Below are 23,943 nucleotides of genomic sequence, written 5' to 3'. Positions count from 1 at the left end.
AACCCGCCCCTGTCCACCCCCAACACCCCACCCCAGCCACCACCACACACCGTCACACCGCCCCCTGAGCGCCCCCAGCACAGGTCTAAACCAATACCCGCGCCAGCAGCAACCCAACACCCCATTCCGAATACAGTCCCCTATCCAGGAATCCGCCAAATACCAAAACCAACACCCAACCAAATACCAAAAACACAACCCCAACACCCCACCCACACACCCGACCTGACGCATCAAAACCCACGGCTGTGTAGAAACCCGAATTCCACCACACCACCGGCAGACGACTGTGCCCCCGGCCACGTTGGTCGGGGGCACAGTCTGACGGGAGTTGGTCAAGCTCCGATTCCGATGGCGGAGACGTATGCGTAGGCTGCATATTCCGAGTCGAGGTCGCTGATGACGTCGTCCCAGATTTCATCGATCAGGGATTCGTCGCGGTCGGCCCATGCTTTGACGAGGTCGCCCCAGATGTACCGGACGGTAATAGAGCGGTCGCTCAGGCTGCGTCGACGCTTCTCGTCCACGTGGCTCTGGTCTACGGGGTAGATCTCCATACGGCGCCCGCGGCCGTCGTTGTCCAGGTGCCGGGCGAGCCAGCCGGAGCGGATCAGGTTCTCCCGCCGGCGCTCCCAGTACGCGCGGTCGATGCGCTCCCGGTTCGCCGGGGACGGGGCCGTCTTGCCCTTCATCCAGGCGCGCAGCGTACGGGGTGTGACGCCCTGTTCGGCGAGGGCCTGGCGGCCGGCGGGGCTGTCGAGGTAGCGCAGGCGGGCGGCGAGGCCTCGGCGGGAGGTGACGGGTGAGGTGATGCCGGAGGCGTGCACGATCCGGTTGAGTTCCAGGATCAGGGCTTCGCCGCCTTTGACGCCGCGGGCGTCGTACTTGCCCCAGTCGCCCCAGCGGGACCACAGGTCATCGGATCCGGCCATCAGCTCTTACCCCCCAGGGTGTATGTCTGCTTTTCCTTCACCTGATTCAGGTCCCGGCCCTCGGCAAATACCGTCCGCCAGTCGCCGATCACGTGCAGCTCGTCCGTTCCGGACATCTCCACGATTTCAAGTCCTGCCTTGCGGATCTTGTGGGCTTTCATCCACAGATTCGCGAAGGCTTTCGCGCGGATGATGTGCATCCAGTCCGGGCGGCTGATATCACGGTTCTTGGTGGACTGGCCCATGGTGGAGATGAACTTAGAATACATGGATTTCACGTATTCCACGGTCAGTTGATCCCCTTCGGCAATCGCACTCTTGCGGACCTCGGCCAGGGCGCGGCGGAGTTTTTCCGCGAGGACTTCGGTGGCGCCGGAGACGAGTGATCGGTGAATGGTGGGTGCGTCGGCGAGGCCGTCGCGGGCGCAGTCGAGGAGGAGTCGGAGGGTGGATTCGGTCACCCAAAGCTCGCCCGGTTCCATGCGGTTGCCGAGTGGGTTGGGCAGGTCGGTGTGCTCCCACTCGGCGGGGGTGATGAGGTGGACGCCGGATTTCTTGCGGTCGTGGACGCCGCTGGTGTTCTCGATGAGTTGCCCGATCGGCAACCAGCACTTGAATGCCGACAGGAACGCCGCGTTCATGTCCAGGGCGGTCACCTCGAACTCGGCGCCCTTCTTCGCGGCCTTGAACAGCTCAGGGTTGCGCCACTTCGGGCGGCCCTCCCAGATCTCATCCGGGCCTTTCTGGGTGCGCTTGCGCAGCACGTCAGCGGTGGGCGGGAACTCGGAGTGCTCGTACCGGCCGCCGACCCGCGAGGCCTTGAAGAACTCCATCACGTCGGGGACGGCGGACTTGATGAGCGCGGCCTGGGCCGCCTCCAGGTCCCCCGAGCACTCCTCCAGCGCTGCGTGGACGCGGCCGGTGATCTGGTCGACAAGGGCCCCCGACGCGTACGTCCGCGGCGTCCGCACCAGGGGCCTTTGCCCCGGCGTCGGCGCGGGCTCGGCTTCCGGCCCGGGCTGATCCGCTGCAGGGGGCGCCTGGGGCGCGGGTGCAGGCTCGGGTGCCGGAGGCTTGGCGGCAGGGAGCGGCTGGGGAGCGGGGGCCGGCGCGGGTGCGGCTGGGGCGGGAGCGGGGGGCGCGGCCGGGGCGGGGGTTGCGGCGGCGACGGCTGCCGCGCACTCCTCGGCGCTCAGGTGCTGCGGGAACCCGTCGACGTCATCGGTGCACGGCTGCCCGCACAGCACGCACGGCAGGACCATCGCCAGCGCGGGCGTGACCGGCCGCTGGACGGGGAGTTGCGGGGGGCGGCCGGGCGGGAGCTGCACGGGCGGGGCGACGACGTCGACGGGGCGCAGGGGCGGGATGGAGCCGTGCAGGACACCGACCGCGTGCGTGGGGCCGGCCAGGAGATCGAGGGGGTGCAGGCCGTAGTGGGCGGCCAGGCCGTCAACGTCCTCCAACGACCAGTGCTGCCGGGCCGCCTGTTTGCGGGAGACCTGGGCCTGCGAGAGGCCGAGGGCGTCGGCGACGACGTTCTGACGCTCGCCGGTCCGCGCCATCAGCGCGGCGACCGTGAGCCTGAGCAGTTCTTCGGTACCCATCACCATGATGCAATTCTACCTCTCTTGATGCGCTTAACGCATGAGGAATGCGCGAATTGACTGCGCGATCTTGGGGAGAATGGGGAGCAACACCGTCTTGCCGTCATCCGTGTCTACGGCGGGACGGTGCGGGAGGGCGGCTGCGGGGTGAGGGGTGGGGCGGCCCGGGGGTACTGCTGCCCCCAGAGCGCGTCTGGGCCCCGGGCCTCACCCACGCACGCCATATCGGCGCGGGCTGAGCAGGACCCTAGCCCGGTCGCGGGCGCCCCCGGAATCGGATGGACGGTCCTGGCCACCCGACGCCGGCGCGGAGCGCGGACAGGCGGCCAGGACTCGGGCCCGCCCCAGGCAGACCCGTGGGGGAACGGATGGAGCATCCGGGGCGGTGTGCGTCCCGGCCGTACAACGACCGCACCCCGCCACCGGTTCCGCCCCCACCCCTCCACAACCTGACGTCTCAGGTGCCACGCTGAGCCCCTCTCAGGCGCCACCGGCACCCCGCGGCGCCGTGAGCCTCTCCGAGCGGCTCAGCGTGGCGTACAGCCGTTAGAACGGCGCCCCCGCGGGTTGCCCCTCGGGGTGCTCCATGGTGGCGACGGCCGCGTCGCGTGCTGCCTCCCAGTCCTGCACGGCCTGCTGCCGGGCGGTTTCGGCCTTGACCCGGCACGTCAGGCACCAGCCAAGCGTCACCACCCGTCGCCCGCACGGACCGCCGTGGCCGGGGCACGTCCCGTCCTCGGTGGTTCGGGCGGCGTCGATTCCGGCATCGGTGGCGGCCGCGGTGCAGACGGCGCAGATGCCTTCGTGCCGGACGTGGCGGCCGCACCCGGTCGTGCAGGCCGGCCAACCGGCGCATGCCGCGCACAGGTCGATCCCGTCCTCGGGGGGACGCCCGCACCCCGTGCACTCGTACTTGGTCCGGTGCGCGAAGGCCTCGCCGACGGTGCGGCCTGCTACCGCGGTGCTGGAGTGATCGACGGGGCTGTAGCCCGCACCGCCCTGGGCGGGCACGCCCCAGGACGCGGTGGGGCTCGGGACCGGGCCGGCCGCGGCTTCCCTCAGGCGCGCGGAGATGATCGCGCCGACCGTACGCCGCATCGGTACCGGCAGCGGCCGCCCTGTGATCACCTGCTTGATGACCGACGGCTTCCACCCCGCCTCCAGCATCCCCGTAACCACCAAGCCCTGATCCGCGAGCGTCTGACCCGTCACCAGGTACTCCGGGGACCACGCCCCGATTTCCGCCAGCAGCAGGACACCCGGGGTCGGCTCCACCGGCGCGCACTCAGCCGGACCACCCTCGCCGGAGTCGCCCCCCGCTGTTGCTGCGCCGTTGTCGTTTGGCGGCGCGGCGTCAGCCGCCGCCGCTCCCCCGTCACCGGGCCGCAGCTGCTCCTGGTCCTCGATGACGCCGCTGCCCCCGTCCGTCCGTCCATCCGTGTTCTCGCGCACGCCACTACCTACAGACACGGACGGACGGACGGAGGTAGCTGAGCGGAAGGACTGAGCGAAAGGACTGAACGGGGGTTCGTGATCTTGCAGGTCAGCCCCGGAAAGCGGGTCAGAAATCTGACCAGGCGGGTCAGAAATCTGACCAGGCGGGTCAGAAATCTGACCCGCTTCACTGAGCGGGTCAGATTTCTGACCCGCAGCCTGCGCCTTCTTTTCGGCACGTCGCGCCGCTTCTTGCGCGGTCCGGTGCGCGCTCGCCTTCTGGGCAGCCTCGGCCGCCGGGGCCCGTACGGCGTCCAGAACCGCGAACGCGTTCCGGGGTCCGGTGTAGCTGCGCGGGGGTGCGTCATTGATTCGGATCCGCAGCGCGTCGCCCGACGCCTTGATTCGCGAGGACGTCGTCAGCCGCCGGCCGTCCGGCGTCGTCACAAGCCCGACAGCCGTGAGCGCCCGGAGCAGGATCCGGATCCTGCCCGCGCTGGAGGGCGTGACCTTCTCTCCCCGCTTCACAGGCTTCTTGGGCAGGAGGTAGCACAGCTCCATCAAGGTCAGCTTGCGCACCGGCCCGTGCTTCTCGATCACGAGGGCCCGCATGATCCAGTACAGACGAACCGCCGAGTCACTTAGCTCGGGGCACAGCGGGATCCAGTCCTTCAGGTTCGAGCTGTATAGGCCCCCGTCTTCCGGGCCGTAGAGCTCTACCTCTTGACTGTTGTCGTCTGGCTCGGTGTCTCTAGCCGTTGCCACGGCGATCCTTTCCCGGCCTGCATGCGACGTGTCCGCGTGATCAGCCATCCACGCGGGTACACTCGCAACAGACCTAGCCTGGTCTGCCCGCCGCCTGAGGGACTGCAATCCCGAGGGAGCACGGCGGGCATTTTGATGTTCTGGTGAGGGTGACACTACGCCCCGTGAGGGACGGTTCCGGGCTATGAGCCCTCTAGGGGCAGGTTGTCGTAACTGAGTTTGAGCCTGTCCGCGGGCGCGATGGCGCGCAGGACTTCGAGGGGCTGCCCGCCCGCGTCGCGCGTCACGCGTTCGAGGGTGAGCACGAACACGCGTCCGCCAATGCGGAGCTGACTTGCTTCGGTTTCTGTGGGAGCGCGGGCGCCGACTGTCTCACTTGCGGTCACGGGGCGGTGTCCAGCCGCAGTGAGCGCGCCGTACACCCCCCCGGTCACCTTGTTGTTGCGGTCCAGGCCAGCGGCTTCCGCGATGGCGACCGGGTACCACGCCTGCTGGATTTGGACGACGTCGTCGGGGCGGATGAGTGCCTGCCGGACGCGGTAGACGAGTTCATCCCCGTCCGCGAGGTTGAGCAGAGCGGCGGTCTGGGGATCAGCCTGGACCCGCTCGACCGATACGAACTGCATGTCGCCGGCGAGCCCTTGTGCTGCGGTGGCGGTCTCCCATGGGCCCTTGGTGCCCCCAGGTGCGATGACCTGGCCGTAGCGGCTGAGCGGCACGTGAACCGGGGTTCGGTGGCGGATGAGAGTGCCAGCCTTTCGGACCGGCACGACCAGGCCGTCATCCGCTAGCACGCCAATGGCGCTGCGGATCGTCTGCCGTGCCGCTCCGTACTCATCCATCAGTTGCTCGATCGACGGCAGCTTGCCTGAGTACTCCCCCGCGTCGATGCGGCGGCGCAACTCCTCCGCAAGCTCGCGGTATCCCCGTCCGGCCATGCCTGGTCGCCTCCTTCCGTGCTCCCCGTGCGATCACCTTAAGGCTAGCCCTGTTGACAGTACGACTCCACACGGGCATTCTTCAATAGGGCTAGCCGATACGAAGAGTGAGCAACTCGTAGCGGAACCTGTCGGGCATTCCTTTGCCCGCCCACAGGAGCCCACGCAACACCTAGGCGCCGGTGCCCCCCGGAAACGTTGTTCTGGGGCTGACGGATGACCGCTCGTTCCTTAGAACTCCACAGTGGACGCCACCGGATCTCCGCAGCGTCCGTCGGCACCATCGGCGGGCGCTCCAACGGGGGACCGGATCACATGCACCACAGGCACCTGCGACAAGCCGTAGGGCCCTGCCGGCTGGAACTAGCGCCGCACCTTCCTCCCGCCCGCCACCACAGGGGCCCGGAGCAGCACAGCCGGTGAGACAAGGGCAGAGATCGCACCCAACGCATCGACGGCTCCGAGCCGTCGCCGTCCAGCACCCCGCCCCGCGGTGGTGCCGGGCGGCGATCTCTCGGCCCGAGAGATCAAAACGCCCCCGGCGCGGTGCTACGAACACCGCGCCGAGGGCTTGAGACCACACCATCCTGACCAAACCAGGAGGAGCGATCCCCATGGATCGTATCGAGCCCGAACACGCCCGCCCGGCACCGCTGGTGCCCTACTCCCAGGGCGGTGCGCGATGACGTACGCCCACGACGAGGCCGCGGCCGCCATCGCCAGGGCCAACGCGGCGGCCGCGGCCGCCGAGGCGGCCCGCGAGGCCGCCGAGCGGCTCCGCCAGCAGATCGCGCAGCAGCAGGCGGGCGGCGCCCAGTGACCGCCGAGCCCGCGGGGCCCGCTCCGATCACGTCGCCCTGCTGCGCCGCGCCGGCGGATGAGTTCGCCGTCCCGATCCCGTACACCGACGACACGGCGGACGCCGCGCTGTGCACCCGCTGCGGCAACGTCTGGTCGCTCGACCCGGGCGCGCAGCGCGGCTGCGCGGACTGCGGTGGCTCCGGCCGCCCCGGCGCTCAGCTCCCTTCGCTCCGCGACCCGGACACCCGCTGCCACTGCGTCAACGTTCCCGGGGGGTCCTGATGCTGCGGATCATCCGCACCCGCACCTACGACGCCCTGCACGCCGAGCGCGGCGAGCACGAGCGCACGCGCCTGCAACTGGACCAGGCCGTCAGTGATTTGGCCCGGCAGCGGGCGCACTTCGGTGAGGCGCGGCGCCTGACCGAGGCCGCCGCCCAGGAGCTGATCGAGCAGGCGCATGCCGAGCGGGACGAGGCACGCGCCGAGCGGGACAAGCTGCGCACCGAACTGGACGCCGCTCGCGCCCAGGTGCTCCTCGATGCCGAAGACCGCGTGGCCCTGCGGATGCTGCTGCGCAGCGTGCGCAAGCAGGCCGCTCCCGTGGACCGGGTCTACGCCCTGTTCCACCGCGGCACGCTGCTCAGTCTTCACCGCAGCGTGGAGGCCGCCGAGCGGGCGGCCGAGGCCGAGGGCGCGCCGCGCGACGGCTGGACCGCCCATCAGCCGGGCGCGGCACTCCCGCCGGCCTGTGAGGTCACCTGGCGCGTCCAGCCGCTCACGGTCCAGGGCGCCCCCTCCCCCTGACCCATGCGGCCCGCCGGGCGGGAGCGGAACGCAGATCGTTTCCCGCCCGGCGCCCCTCTCGTACGCCGGTCACCCGCCCTGTGGGCGGCCCGGCTTCCCCTCTGCCCGGATCCGGTGAGGATCCCGGGTCATGACCTGTGAGGAGCGCGCGGATGAACGTCCCCGACCTTTACGACGACGAGCCGCAGGGGCCCCCGTTCGACGTCCCCGACGTCCAGACCTATGGCACCGCCTACAAGCTCAACGTGCAGACCGACCGCAACGGCGCCGTCCTCGTCGCCTACACCCGCGACGCCACGACCGGGGCTGTCACCCGGTCCCAGATCCGCATCGACCCGGCGGGATCCGCCTACATCCGCCGCCGCCTCGCCGGAGCGTGACCGCGTGCGGTTCTGGGATCCGGAGGGCGCCGAGTACGGCATCCCCACCTATCCGCGCAGGCTCGCCCCGGAGGGTCTGGCGACCCGCCGACAGCTCCGGGCGCGAGGCCTGCGCCCCGGCGGGCAGGACGTCGCCGCTCAGATCCTCTGGTACGGCCGGCGCCCGCCCGGCGAGGGACCCGCACGGTGCGCGCCGCGTACCTGTACCGCCTCGACCTGGCCGCGCCCGTGCGGCCGATGACGCCGGGCCGCTGGCGCGCCGTGCACGCGATGCTCCGCGCCCGCCGCACCTGCCCGCTGTGCCAGGTCACCCACCCCTACGTCATCCCGACCTCCCTGGGCTGCTGCCCGGGGTGCGCCGATCCGGTCGCCCTTGCGGCCTGAACGGAAGGAGAGCACCGCATGTTCAAGATCAAGCCGGAGGGGCCGCCGTGGCGTCCCTCCCCGCGGGCCCTCGTGCTCGCCGTCCTCGGAGCGATCACGCTCGGCGTGGCGCTGCTGTCCGTGTCCGTCAGCTACCAGATTCTCGTCCCCCGGTTCGGGGACTGGGCGGTGCCGACCGTGGCCGCTCTGGACGCCCTGTGGGTGGTGTTCCAGGGGACGGAGATCCTGGCCGCCAACAACCGCACCAGGGCGCTCCGCGCGCAGATTGCGGGTCTGGTCCTCACCGTGGTCATTGCTGCGATCCCAACCGTGGACCTGGCTCTGACCCTGCGCCGCGACGGCGCCAGCCTCGACCTGGCCGTGGTCATCGCCCCCACGGCGATCGTGTTCACCAAGTTGGCGTGGTGGGTGGTCATCCCCTCCCTGGGCCGCGGTACGTCCGCCACGACCCGCAAGGACATCGCGACCACTCGGCAGAGCGTCGCGGACCGCCTGGAGGTGATGGAGGCTGACGCCGCCGACCGCATTGAACTCCTCCGGGCGGCGACGGCGTTGCAGGAGCGTGTGGCGGAGGCTGAGACCGAGTTCCGTCTTGCGACGCTGGCATCGCAGCAGACGATGACCGCCGCGCTGCACGCGCAGGCGGAGGCGACGGCTGCCACGATCGCGGAGAATCCCCTGCCGGCCCTCGTCGCACAGATCGAGCTGCCGACCCTGGACGAGACGTGGTCGCCGACCGCGCCCGCCCTGCCCGTCGCGCCCGCCGTCACGGCCGTCACGCAGGTCAAGGCCCTGCCGGAAGCGCGGCCCGTCACGCCCGTCACGCTCGCCGACCTCGCGGCCGTCGCGGGCGTCAGGACCCCCGAACGGGGCGAGCAGCTGACGGACATCCAGCTCGGCGTGGTGCTGCGGCATCTGCGCTACAGCGAGGACCCGCCCGCCTCGTACCGGAGGGCTGCGGACGAGATGCGCCGGCGGGGCTTCAAGGCCAGTGAGGAGCGTATCCGGCCGATGTGGCGCGCGCTGAAGGCGCAGGAGCCGCGCCGGCCCGGCGACGAGGCCGAGGCCGAGGACGCCGGAGAGGAGGCTGACGCCGCCCGCTGATCAACGGCCCCGCCCCGGGCGGCCCTTCCGGCCGCCCGGCTGACGTCCGGCACCACCGATGCAGTCCAGTCCCCGCGCGGCGGGGGCCGGGCTGTGTCGCGACTGCCGGAAGCAAACACGCAGTCGACCCGCGCAGACCTGGTGAGCCATCCGGCGAGCGGCACTCGTTAGCAGTCGCAGACCCGCAGCGCAGACCCAGAGATGCCGACAAACCTCAGGTATCGAAAGCCAGTTCGGGCTATGATCTTGATCCCAAAAACAGGGGGGAATATGGGCAAAAAGGAAAGATTAGACAGTCGGGAGCCTGACGACCTCTACGCTCACTCGGCCGGCGCCATCGGCGTGCTCGTCATGACGTTCGCAGGCCTGACGGCCGTCAAGGTGAAACTCGACGTGCCGTGGCCTGCCGCGGTCGCCCTCACCGTGGGCGCCCTGGTGGTCCTCGGATACACGGCCTGGTGGGTCAAGACCCGCGTCACCCGTTGGTGGGCCAGAACGCCCGCAGACAAGCCGTCCGCAGCCCTGGCGCAGGAATCCCCGACCGCAGCAGACGCGGGCGCCGAGACGCCCGTTGCGGCGCATCCGGAGCTGACTGCGGCCCTCACCCGCACCGGTGCGATCGGCCGTGACGAGGTCATCCGCCTCGAAGACGTCAGCACGAAGGAACTGGCGGCCGGCGGGACCCAGTACACGTTCCTCCTCCCGCCCGGCGGCGTGCACGAGGAAGTGACCAAGCGACTCGGGCCGATCGCCTCCATGCTCGGCAAAACCCGTCTTCACATGAAGCTGAAAACCTCTCGCCGAAACGAGCGGGAAGTCACGCTCATCAAACTGGACGACGAGCCTTTCAGTCGGGCATTCACACCGCCCACCCGGCAGGAGATCCGGGAATTCGCCGGTGTCCCGCTGGGACACGAAGTCACCGGTGAACTCGGGGGCGTACCGACCTTCGACAAAGCCTCCATGCTGATCGCGGGCATGTCGCAGATGGGTAAAACAACACTCCTCAATGGGCTCATCACCTGCCTGCTCATCGCCTACGGCGACGAGTTCGACACCGTCTTGCTCGACGGAAAGTTTGTCGGATTGGCGCCGTTCGCGGATATCGCCCTGCGCTATGAGGCGTCCAGTGATCCGGCCGTTATGGAAGCCATCCTTGACGACCTGCTGGCCCTAGTGGAGAAGCGGTACACCGAAAAGAAGGAAGCCATCCGAAACCGGCGCCCGGAACCCAAGTTCCGGCCGCTTTTCTTCATCATCGATGAAGCAGCCGACTTCTACGTAGACAACGGAACAAAGGCATCCAAGGATCGGGCGGGAAGAGTGGAGGAGAAATCCCGGTCCCTCGTCGCGAAAGCGCTCGAATCCGGTGTCTCAGTCATCATGCTCACCCAGCGGCCGGACAAGGACGCAATCCCGGTCAACGTGCGGGCGCAGTTCCAGTACCGCATGTGCCTGTATGTCGACTCCGAAGGTGCCGCAAAAGTCGCACTCGGAGATTCGTACTTCACCACCAGGGCACCGATCCACCCCGCACTGCTCAACCCGAACATCAAGGGCCAGGCCGTGCTCTTCGCCCAGGGAGAATCCACGCTCATCCGCGGCTTCAACTTCCCCCAGGAATTCATGTGGGAAGTGATCGACGAGGCGAAAGAGCGGCGCAAAGCACGGCTGTCCGCCGTGCCTGACTCGCCCCTCAAACAGGCCATCGAACTCATGCAGAAGACCGGCGTGGATTTCATTCCCTCGGCACAGCTTGCCCCGGCGCTCGGAATCAAGGAGACCACTGATTCCGTCCAGGGGCGAAAGCTGTCCGCGCTCCTCAAGGCCCCCCGCGGCAAAGACGAAAAGGGCGTACGGGGCTACCACCTCGCCGACCTCAAAGCCGCCGCCATGTCCAGCTCGTGACCTGGACGCATCCGCCGGAGCATCCGCCGGACATCTGCCACGGGTCCGCCAGGATCTGCCGTCCGGCGGACCACCGGCAGAGCCCGGCAGATCCCCGGCGGATGTCCGGCAGATACCAAAAGCGGTTCTGACCTGCGGCAACGCCACATCATCGACATGAAGGGGGGAAACGTTGAGATCCGCCGCTGTAGCAGCGATCGGCGCCGGAGCAACCGCGGCCGTCATTGTGGCCGCGCTCGTCCAGGCCGCCAGCGACACACCCGTCGGCAAGGCGCTCGGCCTGTCGGTGTCCGTGCCCAGCCAATACCGGCGCCTGATAGAGGACGCTGGTAAAACCTGCCCCGAGGTCACTCCCAATCTCCTGGCCGCACTCCTAAAAACCGAATCGGAATTCGACCCGGAAGCGCGGTCGCCGGTCGGAGCACGCGGTATCGCGCAGTTCATGCCCTCCACGTGGGAGAGCAGCGGTATCGACGGAAACGGCGACGGAAAGCGCAACGTCCTCGATCCCGAAGACGCCATCCCCTCGGCCGCCAAATATCTGTGCGAAATGGCCGAGGAAACCAAAGACGTCCCCGGTGACCGGCAGAGCAACATGCTCGCCGCCTACAACGCCGGATCGGAATCCGTCCGCAAGCACGGCGGCGTCCCGCCCTACAAAGAGACACAAGGATACGTCCGCACAATCAACGCATTGGCGAGCACACCCACCGCCGGAACGGGATCAACTGCGGAACAGATCGCCGCCGCCATCAATGCCGCCGACCGGCAGATCGGCATGCCCTATTCATGGGGCGGAGGAGACGCCGACGGCCCCAGTACCGGCGGATGCTGCTCGCCCAACGGAAGTTCCGGAGCGAGCATCAAGGGTTTCGATTGCTCGGGGCTCGTGGTTTACGCCTACGCGCAGGCCGGAATTTCACTTCCCCGCACGGCAGCAGACCAATACGCTGCCTCCGTACCCGTCAGCCGAGACGAAATGGCCCCCGGGGATCTGGTCTTCTTCGGCAGCAGCCCCCAGGGAATCCATCACGTCGGAATCTACGTCGGGAGTGGCTACATGATCGAAGCCCCCCGGCCCGGTCTCAATGTCCGCTATTCCCCCATCACGTCCATGGGCGACTTCTACGCCGCCGCACGACCCATCCCGCACCAGAACAAGGAGATCTGACCGTGAACGACTTCGCCAACCTTGCCGCGCCCATCGACATGTCCACCGGCTTCAAAGACTTCTTCGACACCATCGGAATGACGGGTGGCGGACTGGTCACTAAGGGAATTGCGGCCGTCATCGCCGTAATTGCGATCCGCATGCTCCTCCAGCTCTCCGCCGACCCGAAAACGGCGCTGCGAAAGGGGAGCATGGCACTCGGCACGCTTTTCGTCGCCGTGATCCTCGCGCTCTACGGTTCGACCCTGTTTTCCACCGTCACCAACTCCCCGGCCAAGCCGGGCGCCAGTGACTCGGCGCCGGCCGACGGCCCCAAGAGCTGAGGGGGTGACCCGCGATGCCCGACAAACCTGATCCCTGCGGGCTGCTCGACGGGCCCGCTAAGTACTACTGCCAGGGGCGCCAGCAGCCAGGCCCCGGCGGAGCGCCCCCCGGATGGAAGGGCAAGAACAGCGGTGGCGGGGACGGACTGGCCGAAGGCGGCGCCGCACACGTCACCGACCTCGCCAACTACCTGATCGAAAAGATCACGCGCCTTGTGGCGCCCGCAGATGCGTGGGCGCCGGAGACGGCCGATAGCTGGGTCTACCAACAGTTCCTTTGGCTCGGCCAGCACTTGGCTATCGCGATCTTCGTGTGCGTGATCGTGGTGTGCGCCCTGACCGCATGGCAGGGCGCACCCCGCCTCAAGCAGCTGGGGGCCTCGACCGGCTGGACGCTCGCGGCCGTGGCCGGCATGGCGGCGGTCCCGGGCGTGGTCATGCTCCTGAACGAGGCCGTCAGCGGCGCGTTTACTGCGATGTTCGACAGCAATGAGGGCACGTTATTCGCCGCTATCAGGGAGGACCTGAGTACCGGTGCCGACTCAGGCAACCCCCTGGCAATCCTGATCATCACCGCTGCCCTGGCTGTGGCGTTGGCGTTTGCGGCGCTGGTGTTCATGACCCGCAACCTCGGAATCCTGATCTTCGTGTGCATGGCGCCGCTGGTGCTGGCCTCTCTGGCCAGGGGCGGCGACATGACTGCGGTGAAGACCTGGGCTATGAGGCTGCTTGGGCTGATCTTCGCCCCGTTCGCCTTGATCTTGGTCAGTCCGTTCGTGGAGTTCGCCAAGGGGTCGCTGGTGGTGGACGCGGTCCTGCTGGTCGCGGCGGACGCGCTCATGCTGCGGATGATCTTCCACGGTGTCCCGTACTTCGGTCCCCGGGTCGCGGGTGCGGTCCGGGGCTACGTGGAGAGCAGGACGTCTCACCCGCTCGCGCGCGCCGTGGTGCGGGCGGGCAGTCCCACGGTCTACGAGCAGGAGAACACCCCGCGCCAGCCTCGCACCGTGGACACCCCCGGCCGCGCCGCGCACCGGGACCGCGGGGTGCTGCTCGCCGCCTACGGCGTCCAGCAGCGCCCGCGCGGCGGACAGCTCACGACCGCATCCGCCATCGACAAGGCGCAGCGGGAAGCCCCGCGCAGTCAGCAGCTCATCGAGGCGCGCCGGCAGGCGCGGGCCGCCGCTGCGCAGACGCCCACCCCGCCCGCCGGGAGCCAGCCGTCCAGGCCGGCCCCCGCCCCGTCCCCGTCCGCCAGCCCCGTCCGTGGGGCTGGCGGACCGCCACCGCCCCGCAACCCGTAGGAGGCTGCTGATGTACTCCCTGACCCCTGGCTACCGTCTCCCCGCCCTCCAGCGCGGACTCAGCCCCGCAGAGACCATGCTGACAAAGGCGAACGCCGGGGTCGGGGCCGCAGTGCTGGCATCGGCGATGCTCACCCCGCCGCCCGTCTGGATGTTCGGCGTGGTGGGCGCCGCCGCCGCACTGCTCAATGTCGCCCCCGGGCCCCGCTCGATCGCCCGGTGGGCCGCCGTCGGGTACCGGTACCTGGCCGAGCGCACCGCGCCCGACCTGACCGCCCGGACCGGCGCCACTGCCACCTGGGCCCTCTACCCCGACCACGGCACCATGCAGGACCCCGCACGCCGCGCTGAGTTCCACGAACAGTTCGGCCGCGCGCTGGCGTTCGCGGGGAGTCAGGCCCGCACCGCCGGGATCCAGGTCCACGTCACCCACCACGCCACCGTGGGCGCGCACACCGACCACACGCAGACCATCTCCGTCCACGTCCCCAAAGGCCTCGTAGCCCACCCCGAGCGGCTGCTCGACACCCTCGAAGGAGAGTTCGCGGCCCTGGGCGTGCTGGCCCCCGTCGACCCGGACCCGGTCCCGGCCGTCACCGGCCGGGGCGCTGGCTGGGCGGCCCTCGATGACGGACGTCATGCCGCGACCGCCCGGATCACCGGATGGCCCGACGAGACCGGCGGCGACCTCATGACCCGCCTCCTCCTGGGCCAGGCCACCGACCGTTCCCTGTCCGTTCTCTACCGGCCGCTGCCCGCCGGCCAGGCCCGCCGCTCACAGAAGTGGGCGGACGCCGCGAACGGCGCGTGGGAGATGGACACGATCAAGGCCGAGTCACAGGCTGCGGCGAGCGACAGCCGTCGCACCGCCCTTGTCCAGGGCGCCACCCTCGTCGACGTCGACGCCTACCTGACCGTGTGGGCCGACAGCCCCAAAACCATCATTGAGGCCCGCTGGGCCGCGGCCCTCGTCGCCGACCGCCACCGCATCACCCTCGACTGGCTCACCGGCCAGCAGCACCGCGCCCACGTGATGACCACCCCGCACGGCGCCTCCACCCGGAAAGGGGCCATCCTGTGATCCGCCTGCCCTCCAACCACGCCGCGATCACCGCGCCCCTCGTCGCCTCCGACGCCACGTTCCCCGGCATCCCCATCGGCCGTTCACTGCTGGACGGCCGCGCTTTTCACCTCTCGCCCGTTCTCACGGACGATCGCGTGCTCCCCGCGACGAACTCTCTCGCGCTGGGCGGTCTGGGCTCTGGGAAGTCGACAACGGGCAAGGTGCGCGGGCACCGCGAGATGCTGCACCACGGGCATCAGTACGTCGTCATCGACAGCTTCGGGGAGAACAACGCCGGTGAGTGGGGAGCCCTGACCCGGGCCCATGAAGGCCTGGTGATCCAGGCCGGGGAGTTCACCCTCAACCCTTGCTCGGTCCTGTTCCCGATCGAAGTACGGGAGCAGCTGATCCGGTCGCTCATTGCGGCTGTGGAGCCGACCGCACTCACCACCCAGTCCGCGCACGCCCTTCAGCACGCGCTCAACCATCCGAAGGCGACCCACCTCGGTGGCCTGCTGGACGTGTTGGTGCAGCCGGAGGCCGGCAGGTGGCCCGCGGCGACGCTGGAGGCATGGGGGGTGGATGCAGCCATTGCGCTGTCCCGCTACACCGACGGCAGCCTTCGCGGCCTCTTCGACGGCCAGGACGCTGCCCTTCCCCCGACCGACCTGCCGATCTTGTCCTTCGACTTCAGCCGGCTGGACCGGAACTCGCCCGCGATCCCGTCCCTGATGGCCGCTGTGTCCTGCTGGGCGGAACAGGTCTGGCTACCCCAGTCCACCGCCGTCCACCGCCACCTGGTCCTGGAAGAGGCCTGGCAAATCCTGCTCTCCCCCGCCACCAGTGAGCTGATTCAGCGGCTGCTCAAGAACAGCCGAAAGGCCGGCCTGTCCCTGGACGTGCTGATGCACACGCTGTCCGACCTCGGCGACGGCAAAGCCCGAGACCTGGCCAAGCTGTGCGAAGTCGTCCACGTCGGACGCCTCAACGCCGAAGAGGCCACGGCCGTGGGCGCGCTGCTAGGCCTGCCCGAATGGGCCACCAATGCAATTCCCAGCCTCGACCGGGGCCAGGCTGTATGGAAGATCGGCCCCAGCTACGTCGACATCATCGAAACCGTCATCACCGACGAAGAGGCCCGCCTCACCGACACATCCTCACGCCGCCGCCAGGCACAGCAGATCCTGACCGACGACTCCGAGACCGAGGCCGAGACCGAGACCGAGGCCGAGGGACCCGAGGAGACCGACCAGGCCGGCGGGACCGAGGAGAACACGGACCAGGGGGACACGGACGAGGGGGACACGGACGAGGGGGAGGAGGAGTCACTCAACGACTACCTGTTGCAGCCCGCCGCGCGGGACAGCCACGGTGACGACGTCGACGGATGGGACTGGGACATGCCGCCCACCGTCATCGACACCCGCCACTACGACGTCGTCCAGGCCGCCCGCCAGGGCCGGTACGGCGAGGCCGCAGAACTCGCCGTCATCGGGGAGCGCGAGGACATCCGCGCGTACGGAATCAACTCCGCCGAGGCGGTGTCGTGGCTCTCCACCAGGGCCAAGGTCGCCGAACTCGGCGGAAGCCCGGACACAGCCGCCCAGCTGCGCGCTACCGTCACCCGCATGGGCAAAGACGTCGAATGGTGGGACAAGGAACCCGAGACCAGCACGCCCCCGGCCGAGCACCCGACACCCCCGGCACCGGTGCCCGCGCCGACCCCGGAAGAGGGGCTGCAGCCCGACCGCCGACGCCGCCGTACCTGGCCCTACGTCGCCGTGATCGCTGCCCTGGCGCTCACCACCGTCGGCGTATGGCAGAAAGCCGGAGACGACGCCAAGGCGGAGGAACGGCAGCACACGGCGGACCACTATCAGGGCAAGTCAGGTGCCCGCCTGATGGTGGATGAGGTCGACACGGAACTGTTCGCTCAGTGGACCAGGAACAGAGACCAGGTGATCATCGAGCTACGGTCCTCTTTCGACCCTGACGCGAAGTACCTGCGCATGGATGCGTCTGGGAAGACCGCTTCCAGCACCCGTCAAGACGACCGCTATACCAAGACGCCCGAACTTGCTTTGCCGGTCAGTGACCCCCTCGCCGATGTGACCGTTCAGATAGAGATCGGTGGGAGGAACTGGAAGGAAGGCACTCAGGGAGTCGTCCGTAAGATCCGCCTCTCCCCTACTGGTGTCGCATACGACGCTGAGACGGGGGAGCAGCTCCCCCGGTTCTGACGTGCTGGTGTATATCAAGGCGCCCGGGTCCCCGAATGTGGGGACCCGGGCGCCTTTTGTGTTTTGCCGTTGTTGCGGTGTGCCGTCATACCGCAACAACGGCGTTCGGGCGGTCGGCGTGGCGTTGAGCTGCGCCCCATCCGTCAGCAATGCCGTTAGCCCGTCACACCGTTCTGCCGTCAGGCCGTTATGACTCCTGGGGTTTCTGTGCGATGCGCCGGGCGAGGGCCTGCTTCAGGGCTCCCTTGACGAGGAAGTCTTCAGAGGCGAGGCCGATCAAGGTCCGGAGAATCTCGGACTTCTCTACTCGGCGGCCGGCAGCCGCCCGCATCTCGTAGGCGAGCATGTCGAAGGCAAGCGCGTCGTCCTCGTCCAGGAGCACCGTGAACTTGCTGCGCTTAGCCGCCGTCTTGCCGCTCTGCCGTTCTACCGTCTTGCCGTCAATAGGGCTCTGATCTGCGGTGTCTGTGTGGTTGCGGCGTCCGACACCAGTCAGTAGGGCGTCGATGTCGCTGGTGTCGATGTTGACGTCGTCGGTGCGCCCGGTCACGAGGCCTCCAGGAATCCGGCCGCGACGGCCATCGAGTGATACATGGCAGCGGCGTCGCCGTCGGCGTCGTACTGCTGGATGGTCATGCCCTTCTCCTTGGCGCGCACGAGCGAATCACGCATGCGGACCTCCCCGACAACAGGGATCGCAAGAGCGCGGAAGGCGTCGCGCACCTGGCGGTCAAGGAGGGTGAGACCCCCCTTGGGGATCCGGTTGATCACAATGCCGCGGTACTCGGGCGGCGTCCGCCGGGTGTCCTCGGCCAGCGTGCGTACCTGGGCAATCAGCAGCTTGAGTGCCTTGATGCTGCTCGTGTCCAGTTCCACCGGCACGATCACCTTGGTTGCCCAGTGCAGAACGTTGTCCGTGTCGATGTCGAGCGCGGGCCGGCAGTCGACCAACACGTGGTCGAAGAGGCCGTCCAGGTGCTCCAGCACCCAGGTGAGGCGGTCCTCGTTGCTGCGGGACGCATGCAGGTCCCGGGGCAGGGTGAAGAGGTCGAAAGAGGCAGGGATGACGTACAGGTTTTCGCTGTGCTTCCGCACCAGTGAGAGCGCGTAGTCACGGTCGCTCGGGTGGGCGAGCATCGCCTGGGGCAGGGTCGGCCCGTTCTTGTGGTCGTGCTGCTCCATGCTGAGGAACTCGGTCAGATGAGCCTGCGGGTCCAGGTCCACGAGCAGCGTGCGGCGGCCGGCTGCGGCCAGGGCGCCGCCGAGGTGCAGCGTGGTCGTGGATTTGCCTACGCCGCCCTTCTGGTTCAGCAGCGCATCACGAGTGGTCGTCATGCGCGCAACCTACCGTGTCAGCCGCCGCCATACCGTTTCGGCGGGTCAGCGGCACAACGGTGTGCCGTCAACAGCGCCTCCATCAGCCACGATTCATCGCACAAGCGCCCGCCACTACCGTTGTGCCGTTGTCGCGGTATGACGGCAACCCGTCAATTGCGGGACCTCCCCAGTCGGGGAAGTCCCGCGCGTTTCGGCCTACACGTCCTCGGACGCCGGACCGGACCCGAGGCTGCGCCGCCGTCCCGGCCGCCGTAGCGGCCGTGGGGCGGGGGCGGGGTCTGGCCGGTCGGCGGGGGCGAGTTCGGCCGGGAGATGGCCGCGCGGCCCGGCCGATGCCGGAGGCTGTGAGACGGGTTGGGGTCCGGTGCCCAGGGGGCGACGCTCGATCATCTGGCCAGTCTGGACTCGACCGTTCCACCGCGGTGAATCCGGGCGCCGCGGCCATCCGCCGCCTACGCCTCGTCGCCGAACCGGACCCGTGGTGGGTCCTCCACCGCGCCCGGGTCGTTCCTGGGGTCGTAGGTGGCCAGGCCAGTGGAGCGGACGTGGTCGGCGATCCTCAGCCACTCGCGGTGGTCGACGTCGGCGGCGAGCGCTGACCAGTCGTGGGTGGGGTCGTCCAGGGCCAGGCCCTGGACGTGGCGGACCTTTTCCAGTGCCTCGTGTGCGGCCTGCTCGATCTCCTGGAGCGTTTTGCCGTTCGCGTCGCGGCACACCAGCGCCCGGTGGAACCGCTCCGAGTCCGGATGGACCTCCAGCCGCTCGTCCGGTGGGCGCAGCCACCGCGCGGGGATCGTGAGGACCACCGTGTGCGGGAACGTGATGACGCGTTCCGCCTCGTCGGTGATGACGCCGGTGATCTCGTAGGCCTGGCCCTCGGCGAGTCCGAGGCCGTCGGCCTGCTCTTCGGTCAGCCGCAACCGGACGCGGCCGGCAGGCAGCTCCCGGGTCACGGTCACGGTTCCGGGCTCGTCGCCGTACCCGGTCACGGTGACCGCGAGACGCCGCCCCCGCGCCATGTAGAGCTGCATGTCCGCCTGCCACTGCGCCACCGACCCACCCAGCCTGCCCCGGTACGCGGGCGGGAGCCGCTGGGGGATGCTCGCGGTGTACTCGGCGCCTACCTGCACGTCCTCGATGCGCACGGTCACGCTCCACTGCTGCCGGGACTCCACACGGCCGGGCCGCCGCCCCGCCACTCGATCAGCCGCGCGTCGCCCAGGTGGACATCATCGGGATCCAGGCCGGCCCGCCGCAGGAACTCCAGCAGATCCCCGGGCCCGAAGGCACGCCCCAAAATCTCCCCGTCGAAACGGACCCGGCGCCCGCCCTCGGCATCCGGCGGGTAAACGACGACGCGCAGACCAGGGCCCATCCCCCCACCGTGCCGGTACCCGCTCACTCCAGCACCCCGAGCGCAGTGTCCGGGCGGCAGTGAATGCAGGCGGGCACGCCCTGGGCCAGGAGCTGACGAATTTGCTCCGGGGCCGCCGGGGCACACCGCTTACCGGTGTCCCAGCAGTCCCCGGTGTGCAGCCGGGCCGGGAGCCGGCCCGCGCCGATCCCGCGCTCCACCAACCACGCAGGAGGCTCGGGCGCCGGCTGCTGCCGGACCGTGGCGGCCTCGCGCTCCTCGGCCGCGGCCAGGGCCCGCTCCGCGCGGCCCAGCTCCCCGCGCAGGTAGATCACGAGCGTTTGCAGCCGGGGCAGGTCCGGCGGCAGCACGGACACGCGTCAGCCTCCGTTCTGCGCCTGCCGGGCGGCCCTGCACGTCTCGCACAAGGGATTGGCAGGTGCCCCGTAGCGCGCGCAGGGGCGCCCGCATTTGGCACAGGGACCGGTCTGGCTCGGCGCCCAGGTGACGGGCTGCGGACGGCCGGCGGACGGAGTAGGGGAAGTCATGGCGCGCTCCCAGGGATGGAGTGGAACCCCCAGACTCAATCATATGTTCGATTTTCTAGCCTAGGTAGAACCCAGGCTTCGCTGCGTGTGGTCACCGCAGCGGCTCGACCACAGCACCGTCGATCTGCTGCGTGGCCTCAGCCGCGTGGACGGAACAGGCAGTGATGGAGCCACCCTCGCCGTCAGTGATCCTGTGGCTGGCCAGCTCGGCGCACGGCTGGTTAAGCCGGTCGTAGGCCCAATGACGACCGCACTCCGGGAAGTGGCACCACGATCGGCCGGCGCTGGCGGTCACTGTGGGCCCGTGATCAGGGCAAATCCCCCATGGGACCTCGCACAGAGGCGCAGTCTTCGGGACGGCATCGTGAGGGTGCACGTCTCCACGGTAGGGCCCTCGACCGATCCGGAGGGGGCCGACGCCGCAGAGGGGGCCGCCCAGTACAACGCCCGCTGGTCGCCCCCGCAGACCGGCCGGAAGCGGCCGTAGACACACCACCGCATCGGGCAGACTGCGCCCCATGACCGATGACGAAAAGGCCGACGTCCTGCGCGACGCCATCGATGCCTACCTGGGGGAAGTCCACCCCGAAGACCTGGACTCCGATGACTTGTCCTGGGTGCTCGTGACCGCCCTGGACCAGGCAGAGAAGAAGGCGGCAGCCCAGCACTGAGCAGACCTCCCCAATTGGGGAGGTCGTTCCCCGCATGCTCCTACGCCTCGGCCTGTGGCTGGCGGTCCCACAGGTGCACGGTGGCTCCGGTCCGCAGCGGCGCCCCGGCGGGGCCCTTTCAGTGGCCAACAGCAGGGCATGTAGGCACAACAGCTGCCGTTCGGGATGCGCACCCCAGTCAATGTGATCTACGTCCGCTGCGCCGGCTGCGGTGCCCTCGGCGAACTGGTCCTGGGTGGCGGCCGCCTCGATCTGGCCCTGGTCCGGGCCGGGGACCAGGGCCGCGAGACGCACCCCGGCGCGGATGCTCCTGCCGCGCTGCGGATCGTTCCTGACGCCGCGTTCCCCCGGCCGACTGCATCGACGTCGCCGAGTGGGCCGCCCAGTACAACGACCGCCGGTATGCCCCGAGTCAGGAATGGCCTTAGGCGCGATCCGAGTGTGCCGATCTGTCGTCAGGATAAATGTAGCCGCCCTTGGCCTGGCGGCCCTTCGGATAGTACTTCTCGGTGTACTTGGTGAGGATTGCAAGTAGTTCGGAGCTGAAAAGGAGAGAGTAGAATACCTCGCATATTTCCTTGACGATTCCGAGAGGTGCGCCATTACCCGCGGAATGATCAGCGATCATTTGGAAAACGGCGAGCATCATGGCTCGCCCTGTAGCTTCTTCTATAAGGGTCGCATCCTGGTTTTTGAAGTGCTCCCAGACCAGCAGGGTGAATTCTTCAGACAGACATCCACCGCCGTCGACAGGTGTAATGATTCTGACCGATACGGCGAAATCGAATACTGTTGAGACGAGAATGCCCTTGTAGAAATGTTTGTTGGCATCTAGATTCATTTCAACAGCTTCGCTGATTCCCGCACGCGCGTAGACGGCAGTTCTGTTTGCATGCTCGATACGAGCAGCCCATGCGAGATGCTCAACCGCGTCTATATCGAACTTGACTTCACGCGAAAACTTCAGGTTCAGTTTGGAGCCGCCGACACCCGACGCCAAGTCTGCTTGATCGAACTGATCTTGAGGCAGGATGAACCATCCCTGTTCCGTGTTGACATCCCACAGTACGACCACTACCAGATCAGCGGTTCTTGCCCACCGGAGCACCTGGTCAGAACTCACTGAGACAGTCGGTAGTTTCTTATTTGTGTCTCTTTCAGTGCCCTTGACCTGCACCCATATTCTTGCCGGGTCCATTCGACCGTTCAGGCATATCTGGACTAGAAGATCTTCGCCGTAGTCTTCTTGGATTTCGTCCACAGCATGGCCGCCACGGTTCCAGACCTGCCGTACTCCGGCGACGGCTAGCGAGGCGATGCGGTGCTGGACTGGCCTGTTGGGCACTGTCGCTCCCGATGTCGTGGATGGGAGTGGGTGGCCGTGGTCCCGTCTGCGCTGTCCTAGCGGTGTGGTACCACGGCGCCTGCTGCCAGCGGCATACTGTACTCGCCGAAGGCCTAATTCTTATCTGCGTGTCAGGCCAGGAGGCCCCGCAGGACTCGTTCCAACTGCGCGCCGTCGCTGTTTGAGTTCCACCGCACATACTGGAAGGTCTTTCCGTCAGCTGCGGCCCTATCCCCTGCAGCATTAAGGACGGAGAGAGGAGGCTCGTGCATCGTGCTCACGATGACGACCGCGTCCACGTCTGGGCTTCCGTTGAGGATCCCTTCAACCTTCTTCAGCATGCGCTGAGCGCTGAGGTGCCTGTCAGGGAGTCCGAATAGGGTCTGAATACCTGCCTTCTTACCGTTCACGGTGACCGTGATGTCGACGCCTCGATCGTAAGGGCCAGATGAGCGCACGACCCCTTGGCCGAATATCTCTACCAGATTGCCGGCAACGATTTCTTCGTATGCGGCGTGAGACAGTGCTTGAATTTCTGGATCGTGCTGGATAGCTGGGTTCACGGCAGCTGCGGCGGCAGTGATATCAACACGAGCTTGAGCACTGTCCGCGTTGCGGATTCTGCTTTTGAGCTCAGTGGGCACCAGGACGCCGTCCGTCAATCCAACCTCCTTGATCTGCCGCCCCATGATGGCAACGAAGAGGAGGAGAGCCCCGATCACGACGAGAGCAGCAGGACCAGCTTCCGTTTCGACGGTGAATACAGCCCATGTTCCGGCTCCTACCATCGCAGCCCCGGCAAGACCTAAAGCCCACCGAACTGAGGCTGTAAGTCTTCCTGACTCTTGGATTTCTGCTGCGCGATCAGATCTCCTAGTCCACCACCGGCGTATCCGTCCAGGAGGCTTGGGGGAGCGGGCATCAGGGTTGTTCATGGCCGCAGGGTAGAGGAGGACACGGACCCATGAGACGGGGTTTCAGAGACAGGCTGTACGCCTCCCGGGCCGACCCTGCGGGCCACCCCCTCCCCCGTCGCAGGACGTTGGGAAGGTGCTCAGGGTCCGTTGTGTGGCCCTGTAGCGGGGCTTCGGGGCTCAGCCGGTGGGCCGCTACGCCCTGGCGTAGGGCTAGCGGTGCGGCCGCAGGGCCGGCCTCGGCAAGGGGTCGTTCTGCCGTGGTGACCGCGGACGGCGAACTGTCGAGCAGGGCCCACGGCTCGGACCCGAGCGAGCTTAGAGAAATTTCCCGGGCACGTTTTCGGGTGGTGGGGTGGTTTTCGGGTTTCTGCGCAGCAGTGGTTATGGTGCGTCATTTTGGGTGTGTGGATAGGGTGTTAAGAGTTGTGTTTTTGGTATGCAGTCAGGGGGAGTGTCATTTTTTATATTCGGGGTTTTTCGGATCGGTGAGTGCATTCGGAATGGTGTGTGGGGCTGCTGTTGGCGTGACCAGTGGTTTAGTCCTTTGATGATGGCATGCGGGGTAGATGTGACGTTCCGTGGCGTGTTGTGGGGTGGGGTGTTGGGGGTGGAC

Annotated in this window: 23 protein-coding genes and 1 pseudogene; 13 read left to right on the top strand and 11 right to left on the bottom strand. The window is 68.0% G+C overall.

The genetic code is table 11. From position 1 onward, the window contains the following. Positions 1–335 precede the first annotated feature (335 nt). The 4 genes from IF89_RS0131545 to IF89_RS0131530 all read right to left on the bottom strand — a co-directional run bounded on the left by IF89_RS0131545 (position 336) and on the right by IF89_RS0131530 (position 5,673). Positions 336–932, bottom strand: a complete 597-nt coding sequence (locus IF89_RS0131545; RefSeq protein ID WP_030775278.1) for a hypothetical protein — start codon at positions 930–932, stop codon at positions 336–338. Further along, a complete protein-coding gene (locus tag IF89_RS0131540; protein ID WP_030775276.1) occupies positions 932–2,542 on the bottom strand; it encodes a hypothetical protein in 1,611 nt (536 codons plus the stop codon). Before IF89_RS0131540 ends, IF89_RS0131545 begins: the two co-directional genes overlap by 1 nt. 540 nt (positions 2,543–3,082) lie before the next feature. Then, the gene (locus tag IF89_RS41080) at positions 3,083–4,783 is read right to left on the bottom strand and encodes a hypothetical protein (protein WP_158717952.1); all 1,701 of its coding nucleotides are present in this window, start codon (positions 4,781–4,783) and stop codon (positions 3,083–3,085) included. Between the two features lie 134 nt (positions 4,784–4,917). Then, positions 4,918–5,673, bottom strand: coding sequence for a GntR family transcriptional regulator (locus IF89_RS0131530; RefSeq protein WP_030775272.1), 756 nt, complete (start codon positions 5,671–5,673; stop codon positions 4,918–4,920). A 682-nt stretch (positions 5,674–6,355) separates the two neighbouring features. Between IF89_RS0131530 and IF89_RS46205 the strand changes: the two genes are divergently transcribed. The 12 genes and pseudogenes from IF89_RS46205 to IF89_RS0131470 all read left to right on the top strand — a co-directional run bounded on the left by IF89_RS46205 (position 6,356) and on the right by IF89_RS0131470 (position 17,157). Beyond that, a complete protein-coding gene (locus IF89_RS46205; RefSeq protein WP_158717951.1) occupies positions 6,356–6,493 on the top strand; it encodes a hypothetical protein in 138 nt (45 codons plus the stop codon). Further along, a complete protein-coding gene (locus tag IF89_RS38495) occupies positions 6,490–6,756 on the top strand; it encodes a hypothetical protein (protein ID WP_043194650.1) in 267 nt (88 codons plus the stop codon). The genes IF89_RS46205 and IF89_RS38495 overlap by 4 nt, the downstream gene beginning before the upstream one ends. Beyond that, entirely contained in the window at positions 6,756–7,280 is a 525-nt protein-coding gene (locus tag IF89_RS0131515) for a hypothetical protein (RefSeq protein ID WP_030775269.1), read from the top strand. The genes IF89_RS38495 and IF89_RS0131515 overlap by 1 nt, the downstream gene beginning before the upstream one ends. A 152-nt stretch (positions 7,281–7,432) precedes the next feature. Continuing rightward, positions 7,433–7,660: a hypothetical protein gene (locus tag IF89_RS0131510; protein WP_030775267.1), complete on the top strand. Its 228-nt coding sequence runs from the start codon at positions 7,433–7,435 to the stop codon at positions 7,658–7,660. Between the two features lie 4 nt (positions 7,661–7,664). Continuing rightward, positions 7,665–8,044: pseudogene (locus IF89_RS38490) on the top strand (RRQRL motif-containing zinc-binding protein). Between the two features lie 18 nt (positions 8,045–8,062). Continuing rightward, positions 8,063–9,148, top strand: a complete 1,086-nt coding sequence (locus IF89_RS0131500; protein ID WP_030775265.1) for a hypothetical protein — start codon at positions 8,063–8,065, stop codon at positions 9,146–9,148. Between the two features lie 270 nt (positions 9,149–9,418). Then, positions 9,419–11,056 carry an FtsK/SpoIIIE domain-containing protein gene (locus tag IF89_RS0131495; RefSeq protein WP_030775263.1) on the top strand — a complete coding sequence of 546 codons (1,638 nt, stop codon included), beginning with the start codon at positions 9,419–9,421 and terminating at the stop codon, positions 11,054–11,056. 172 nt (positions 11,057–11,228) lie between these two features. Continuing rightward, on the top strand, positions 11,229–12,227 hold the full coding sequence (locus tag IF89_RS0131490) for an NlpC/P60 family protein (RefSeq protein ID WP_030775260.1): 999 nt from the start codon (positions 11,229–11,231) through the stop codon (positions 12,225–12,227). 2 nt (positions 12,228–12,229) lie between these two features. Beyond that, positions 12,230–12,550 carry a hypothetical protein gene (locus IF89_RS0131485; protein WP_030775258.1) on the top strand — a complete coding sequence of 107 codons (321 nt, stop codon included), beginning with the start codon at positions 12,230–12,232 and terminating at the stop codon, positions 12,548–12,550. Positions 12,551–12,564: 14 nt separating this feature from the next. Beyond that, entirely contained in the window at positions 12,565–13,854 is a 1,290-nt protein-coding gene (locus tag IF89_RS0131480) for a hypothetical protein (RefSeq protein ID WP_030775256.1), read from the top strand. A 10-nt stretch (positions 13,855–13,864) separates the two neighbouring features. Then, on the top strand, positions 13,865–14,935 hold the full coding sequence (locus IF89_RS0131475) for a hypothetical protein (protein WP_030775253.1): 1,071 nt from the start codon (positions 13,865–13,867) through the stop codon (positions 14,933–14,935). Further along, on the top strand, positions 14,932–17,157 hold the full coding sequence (locus IF89_RS0131470) for a hypothetical protein (RefSeq protein ID WP_030775252.1): 2,226 nt from the start codon (positions 14,932–14,934) through the stop codon (positions 17,155–17,157). Before IF89_RS0131475 ends, IF89_RS0131470 begins: the two co-directional genes overlap by 4 nt. 187 nt (positions 17,158–17,344) lie before the next feature. Here the strand turns inward: IF89_RS0131470 and IF89_RS0131465 are convergent, their stop codons facing one another. From IF89_RS0131465 to IF89_RS0131445, 5 genes are all read right to left on the bottom strand, one after another. Then, entirely contained in the window at positions 17,345–17,707 is a 363-nt protein-coding gene (locus IF89_RS0131465) for a hypothetical protein (protein WP_030775249.1), read from the bottom strand. After that, positions 17,704–18,492: a ParA family protein gene (locus IF89_RS0131460; RefSeq protein WP_051807890.1), complete on the bottom strand. Its 789-nt coding sequence runs from the start codon at positions 18,490–18,492 to the stop codon at positions 17,704–17,706. The genes IF89_RS0131465 and IF89_RS0131460 overlap by 4 nt, the downstream gene beginning before the upstream one ends. 455 nt (positions 18,493–18,947) lie before the next feature. After that, positions 18,948–19,646: a hypothetical protein gene (locus IF89_RS0131455; RefSeq protein WP_158717950.1), complete on the bottom strand. Its 699-nt coding sequence runs from the start codon at positions 19,644–19,646 to the stop codon at positions 18,948–18,950. After that, the gene (locus tag IF89_RS0131450) at positions 19,643–19,870 is read right to left on the bottom strand and encodes a hypothetical protein (RefSeq protein ID WP_030775244.1); all 228 of its coding nucleotides are present in this window, start codon (positions 19,868–19,870) and stop codon (positions 19,643–19,645) included. Before IF89_RS0131450 ends, IF89_RS0131455 begins: the two co-directional genes overlap by 4 nt. Positions 19,871–19,893: 23 nt before the next feature. Next, the gene (locus IF89_RS0131445) at positions 19,894–20,226 is read right to left on the bottom strand and encodes a DUF6233 domain-containing protein (RefSeq protein ID WP_030775242.1); all 333 of its coding nucleotides are present in this window, start codon (positions 20,224–20,226) and stop codon (positions 19,894–19,896) included. Between the two features lie 689 nt (positions 20,227–20,915). On the opposite strand from IF89_RS0131445, the gene IF89_RS46200 reads away from it, so the two are divergent. Beyond that, entirely contained in the window at positions 20,916–21,068 is a 153-nt protein-coding gene (locus IF89_RS46200) for a hypothetical protein (protein WP_158717949.1), read from the top strand. Positions 21,069–21,492: 424 nt separating this feature from the next. Here the strand turns inward: IF89_RS46200 and IF89_RS42610 are convergent, their stop codons facing one another. Together IF89_RS42610 and IF89_RS0131425 are read right to left on the bottom strand one after the other, a co-directional pair. After that, positions 21,493–22,413, bottom strand: a complete 921-nt coding sequence (locus tag IF89_RS42610; RefSeq protein ID WP_078628626.1) for a DUF4365 domain-containing protein — start codon at positions 22,411–22,413, stop codon at positions 21,493–21,495. A 131-nt stretch (positions 22,414–22,544) separates the two neighbouring features. Beyond that, a complete protein-coding gene (locus IF89_RS0131425; RefSeq protein WP_158717948.1) occupies positions 22,545–23,348 on the bottom strand; it encodes a hypothetical protein in 804 nt (267 codons plus the stop codon). Positions 23,349–23,943 lie beyond the last annotated feature (595 nt).

Origin of the sequence: Streptomyces sp. NRRL F-2664 (genome assembly GCF_000719345.1) — a bacterium.
GTDB lineage: Bacteria > Actinomycetota > Actinomycetes > Streptomycetales > Streptomycetaceae > Streptomyces.
The sequence above is the reverse complement of the archived record's forward strand: the minus strand, read 5'-3'. Positions and strand labels throughout refer to the sequence as shown.

Excerpts from the sequence above, each read along its gene's own strand:
- IF89_RS0131475 (WP_030775253.1), top strand. The coding sequence starts at position 13,865 with ATGTACTCCCTGACCCCTGGCTACCGTCTCCCCGCCCTCCAGCGCGGA.
- IF89_RS0131545 (WP_030775278.1), bottom strand. The coding sequence starts at position 932 with ATGGCCGGATCCGATGACCTGTGGTCCCGCTGGGGCGACTGGGGCAAG.
- IF89_RS0131500 (WP_030775265.1), top strand. The coding sequence starts at position 8,063 with ATGTTCAAGATCAAGCCGGAGGGGCCGCCGTGGCGTCCCTCCCCGCGG.
- IF89_RS0131510 (WP_030775267.1), top strand. The coding sequence starts at position 7,433 with ATGAACGTCCCCGACCTTTACGACGACGAGCCGCAGGGGCCCCCGTTC.
- IF89_RS0131530 (WP_030775272.1), bottom strand. The coding sequence starts at position 5,673 with ATGGCCGGACGGGGATACCGCGAGCTTGCGGAGGAGTTGCGCCGCCGC.
- IF89_RS41080 (WP_158717952.1), bottom strand. The coding sequence starts at position 4,783 with ATGGCTGATCACGCGGACACGTCGCATGCAGGCCGGGAAAGGATCGCC.
- IF89_RS0131460 (WP_051807890.1), bottom strand. The coding sequence starts at position 18,492 with ATGACGACCACTCGTGATGCGCTGCTGAACCAGAAGGGCGGCGTAGGC.
- IF89_RS0131450 (WP_030775244.1), bottom strand. The coding sequence starts at position 19,870 with ATGGGCCCTGGTCTGCGCGTCGTCGTTTACCCGCCGGATGCCGAGGGC.
- IF89_RS0131540 (WP_030775276.1), bottom strand. The coding sequence starts at position 2,542 with ATGGTGATGGGTACCGAAGAACTGCTCAGGCTCACGGTCGCCGCGCTG.
- IF89_RS0131495 (WP_030775263.1), top strand. The coding sequence starts at position 9,419 with ATGGGCAAAAAGGAAAGATTAGACAGTCGGGAGCCTGACGACCTCTAC.
- IF89_RS0131480 (WP_030775256.1), top strand. The coding sequence starts at position 12,565 with ATGCCCGACAAACCTGATCCCTGCGGGCTGCTCGACGGGCCCGCTAAG.
- IF89_RS0131425 (WP_158717948.1), bottom strand. The coding sequence starts at position 23,348 with ATGAACAACCCTGATGCCCGCTCCCCCAAGCCTCCTGGACGGATACGC.
- IF89_RS46205 (WP_158717951.1), top strand. The coding sequence starts at position 6,356 with ATGACGTACGCCCACGACGAGGCCGCGGCCGCCATCGCCAGGGCCAAC.
- IF89_RS46200 (WP_158717949.1), top strand. The coding sequence starts at position 20,916 with ATGACCGATGACGAAAAGGCCGACGTCCTGCGCGACGCCATCGATGCC.
- IF89_RS0131515 (WP_030775269.1), top strand. The coding sequence starts at position 6,756 with ATGCTGCGGATCATCCGCACCCGCACCTACGACGCCCTGCACGCCGAG.